This is a genomic window from Intestinibacter sp. (genome assembly GCF_022780145.1).
Lineage (GTDB): Bacteria > Bacillota > Clostridia > Peptostreptococcales > Peptostreptococcaceae > Intestinibacter.
Genome location: NZ_JALEXO010000056.1, coordinates 1 through 4,724 on the forward strand (window position 1 = coordinate 1; position 4,724 = coordinate 4,724).

At 32.5% G+C, this 4,724-nt stretch carries 3 protein-coding genes; all 3 read left to right on the plus strand.

Features of this window, described 5'->3' with window-relative positions:
• Positions 1–2,256, plus strand: a 2,256-nt coding sequence (gene mutS / locus MR593_RS02140; RefSeq protein WP_290686517.1) for a DNA mismatch repair protein MutS, incomplete at its 5' end; no start/stop codon positions are given.
• A 17-nt stretch (positions 2,257–2,273) separates the two neighbouring features.
• The gene (gene mutL / locus MR593_RS02145) at positions 2,274–4,229 is read left to right on the plus strand and encodes a DNA mismatch repair endonuclease MutL (protein WP_290686520.1); all 1,956 of its coding nucleotides are present in this window, start codon (positions 2,274–2,276) and stop codon (positions 4,227–4,229) included.
• Between the two features lie 36 nt (positions 4,230–4,265).
• The coding region (gene miaA / locus MR593_RS02150; RefSeq protein ID WP_290686523.1) for a tRNA (adenosine(37)-N6)-dimethylallyltransferase MiaA at positions 4,266–4,724 on the plus strand (459 nt) is incomplete at its 3' end.

The window sequence follows — 4,724 nt, forward strand, 5'->3', positions numbered from 1 at the left end:
GCTATAGCTTCACTGTCTAATATATATTTAAACGAGAATTTCGACGAAAAATATTTGGATGAACAGATATTGCACGAGTATTTCTCAGATGAGTATTTGAGTAGAGTTAAATTCGACGATAGAGGTCTTATAAATAGAAGTATATGTATTTTATTAAATTATATATACAACACTCAAAAGCAGATAACTTCTAATATAAACAATATAAATATCTACAACTCTTCAAATTACATGGTTTTAGATATGTTTACTCGTTCTAATTTAGAGCTTACAGAGACTATAAGAACTAAAAAGAAAAAGGGTTCTCTGCTTCACGTACTAGATAAAACTTCTACTGCAATGGGAGGAAGACTTCTTAGAAAATACGTAGAGGAGCCATTAGTTGACAAGAGAAGAATACAAAATAGACTAGATGTAATAGAGGAGATAAAGGACGATTATTCTCTAAGAGTGGACTTAATAGAAATCTTAAAAAATGTGTACGATATAGAGCGTATATGCGGTAAAATAGCGTTTGAAAAAGTTACACCAAAGGAGCTTATAAACTTAAAAAATTCTATAGAAAAGCTTCCAGAGCTAAAAAGCCGTATCGAAGAATCTGATGCTACTATATTGAAAAATTATGTAGGCAAGATGGAGACTTTAGAAGATATTTACGATTTAGTAGATAGAGCGATACTTCCAGAGCCGAGCATAACTATAAAAGACGGAAATATAATAAAATCAGATTACAATGAGGAGCTAAAGGAGCTAAGAGAGGTATCTAAAAACGGAGCCTTCATGATAAAAGAAATCGAAAACCGCGAGAAGGAAAAGACAGGAGTTAAATCTCTAAAAATAGGGTTTAACAAGGTCTTCGGGTATTATATAGAGATAACTAAGGCTAATTTAGCTACGGCTAAAATAGACGATGGATATATAAGAAAACAAACTCTAAGCAACGCCGAGAGATTTATAACAGAGGAATTAAAAATAATAGAAGATAAAATCCTACACGCAAAGGAAAAAATAGGCGTACTAGAATACGAGTTATTTGTAGGTGTCAGAAAGTACATCTACGACAATATAGATAGAATCCAAAATGTGGCTAAGATAATAGCAAATATAGATGTGTTTACTTCATTTGCGACAGTTGCAGATTTGAACAACTATGTAAAGCCTAATATAAACGACAGCAACAAGCTAGATATAAAAAACGGTCGCCATCCAGTTGTAGAGAGCATAGTAGGAGAAGAAAACTTCGTTCCAAATGACACTTATCTAAACGACGATGAAAATATAATAAATATAATCACAGGGCCAAATATGTCTGGTAAATCGACATATATGAGACAAAGTGCGATAATCGTACTCATGGCACATATGGGATCATTTGTACCAGCAGATTACGCAGATATACCTATATGTGATAGAATATTTACTAGAGTCGGGGCAAGTGACGATTTGTCTTCAGGTCAATCTACATTTATGGTAGAGATGAACGAGGTCTCTCATATACTTAAAAACGCCACATCAAAGAGCTTCGTAATACTAGATGAAATAGGTAGAGGAACTTCTACCTACGACGGTATAAGCTTGGCGTGGGCGATAGTTGAGTATATTCAAAGCAATATAAAATGCAAGACTTTATTTGCAACCCACTACCACGAGCTTACAGATTTGGAAAATGAGTTTAGAGAGGTGAAAAATTACTCTATCTCAGTAAAAGACGATGGAGAAAATATAATTTTTCTTAGAAAAATAATCGAGCAGCCAGCCGACAAGAGTTATGGAATATATGTAGCAAAACTGGCTAAGCTTCCAGACGAAGTTATAGAGCGTTCATCTGAGATACTAAAGGATTTAGAAAAAAACCACATATTCAACGGTGAAGTGCTTACAGGTAATTTTGACAAGGAAAAAGTAGAGGCTGTTTTGGCAGAAAAGGTAGCTGAGGAAGAGCCAAAGGAAAGCTTCAGTATAGAGAGCGAACTAAGTAGAATTCAAGAAGACAATTTAAAAAATGAATTCGAAGCTTTAAAGCTAGAACACGAAACTCTACTTAAAGAACATAAAAAAATCAAAAAAGATTATAATAAATTAAACGCGAGCTATACTAAATTAAAGGAAGAAGATTCACAACTATCTTTTGGAAGTATGAACGTAAATAGCGAGGTCGTAGATGAACTTTTAAATCTTGATATTTTAAATATGAATTTAATAGACTGTGTAAATACACTTTACAATTTACAGAAAAAAGCTAAGGAAAATAGATAACCTCTTGGAGGGATTTTATGGGAAAATATATAAATATTTTAGATGATTTAACAATAAATAAAATATCTGCAGGAGAGGTCGTAGAAAGACCCTCTTCTGTAGTAAAAGAGCTTTTAGAAAATGCAATAGATTCAGGAGCTACACAAATAGTAATAGATATAGTAGATGGAGGAAAAAAATCCATTAAAATAAGCGACAACGGTTGTGGAATACTATCTAGTGAAGTTGAAAAGTGCTTTTTAAGACATGCGACTAGTAAAATCCAAAAGATTGACGACTTATACAACCTTTATTCGCTTGGATTTAGAGGAGAGGCTCTAGCTTCTATAGCTGCAGTTTCAAACTTGGAGATGACTACAAAATCAGAAGACGAGGTAGTCGGTACAAAGATAGTTCTAAGCGGTTCTAAAATAGTAAAGAAAGAGCCAATAGGATGCAAAAATGGAACTACTATAATAGTAAAGGACCTTTTTTTCAACACTCCAGTTAGAGCTAAGTTTTTAAAATCGACTCATGCTGAAACTATAAACATAAGCGACTTAGTAAATAAACTTGCAATTGGAAATCCAGGAGTCAGATTAAAATATATAAACAACTCAAAACTTATGCTAAATACACCTGGAGACGACAAATTGATAAATGTAATAAGAAGTATATACGGCAAAGATATAACTGAAAACTTAATCGAGCTAGACTACGAAGACGACAAACTAAAAATATACGGTTACATTGGAAATAACAATATTTATAGATCTAACAAAAACCTACAGCACATATACATAAACAATAGATATGTAAAAAGTAAGGTTATATTAGATGCCGTAAATGAAAGCTATAAAGGAATAATACCTATAAATAAATTCGCAGTATGCTTTTTAAATATAGAGCTAAATCCAAATGAAATAGATGTAAATATTCATCCTACAAAGCTAGAGGTTAAATTCCAAAACGAAAAGGATATCTATATAGCTATAAGGGATATCGTAAAAAACAAATTATTAAACATCAGCTTAATAGGAAAATATAAATCACACACAGATAATATATTAGAAAGCAATCTACAAAATGAAAATAAAGATATAAAAAATAAATCTATAAATCATGTAAATGAAGGATATGCAGATAAAAAGTCTAATTTATTAGATGTAAGAGAAAAAAAAGAAGAGTACACTGTAGATGAGAGAAATGATCTATCTACTTTTAAATCTTTTAAAGAGGCTTTAGAAGAACAAAAGGAACAAGAAAAAAATGATTACTACAATGACAAAGGTTACACCGCAGACAAAAATTATCATGTGGAAAATTTAACCTTTGAACAGACTAATACAGAGCAAAAATCTCCTATAGAAGACGAAACTCTAGATAAAATACTAGATAACTCACAAAACACAAGTTTTAGAGCTAGCGATTATAAAGTAATAGGTACTGTTTTAAATACTTATATAGTCCTAGAAAAAGGGACTTCTATGTACCTGCTAGATCAACACGCTGCCCACGAAAAGATACTATACGAGGAGTACATGAAGAAATTCAAAAATCAAAATATAGATATGCAGATGTTACTAGATCCAATCGTGCTAGAGCTATCTAGTGTAGATATGCTAGATGTCGAAAAAAATTTAAATTTATTTATGAAATTTGGTTTTGAAATCGAGATATTTGGAAATAATCATATTATGGTCAGAGGTGTACCTAATATTTTCGGAGCGGCTCAGTCAGAGAAGTTCGTATTTCAAATAATCGACAATATAGGAGACTTAGAGAGCAGCTACGATTTAAAATTAGACAAGATAGCATCCATGGCGTGTAGAGCAGCTATAAAGGCTAACGACAAAATACACTTTGAAGAAATAGATTCACTGCTTTCAAAGATGGAAAAATGCGAAAATCCATTTACCTGCCCGCACGGTAGACCATCGATAGTAGAGATATCTAAAAAAGAAATAGAAAAGATGTTCAAGAGAATTATGTAATATATACAGTAATACGAGAATTGAGGAAGGAATATAATGAAGAAAATACCACTTATAATACTTACGGGGCCAACTGCGGTTGGCAAGACCGATTTATCGATTAAACTGGCAAAATCACTAGACGCTGAGATAATATCAGCAGACTCTATGCAGATATATAAATACATGGATATAGGTAGCGCAAAGGTTACAGAGGAGGAAATGGACGGAGTAGTTCACTACATGATAGATGAGGTCACTCCAGATATTCCTTTTTCAGTATCTGAATTTCAATCTAGAAGCGAAAAGTATATAGATGAGATACATTCAAAAGGCAAAAACATAATTGTAACAGGTGGAACAGGTCTATACCTAAATTCACTTATATACGATATGGATTTTGCTAAATCAAATGCAAACAATGAAATAAGAGAAAAGCTAGAGCAGGAATTAAAAGAAAACGGCATAGACTATATGCACGAAAAACTAAAATCTCTAGACGAAGAAGCAGCAAGT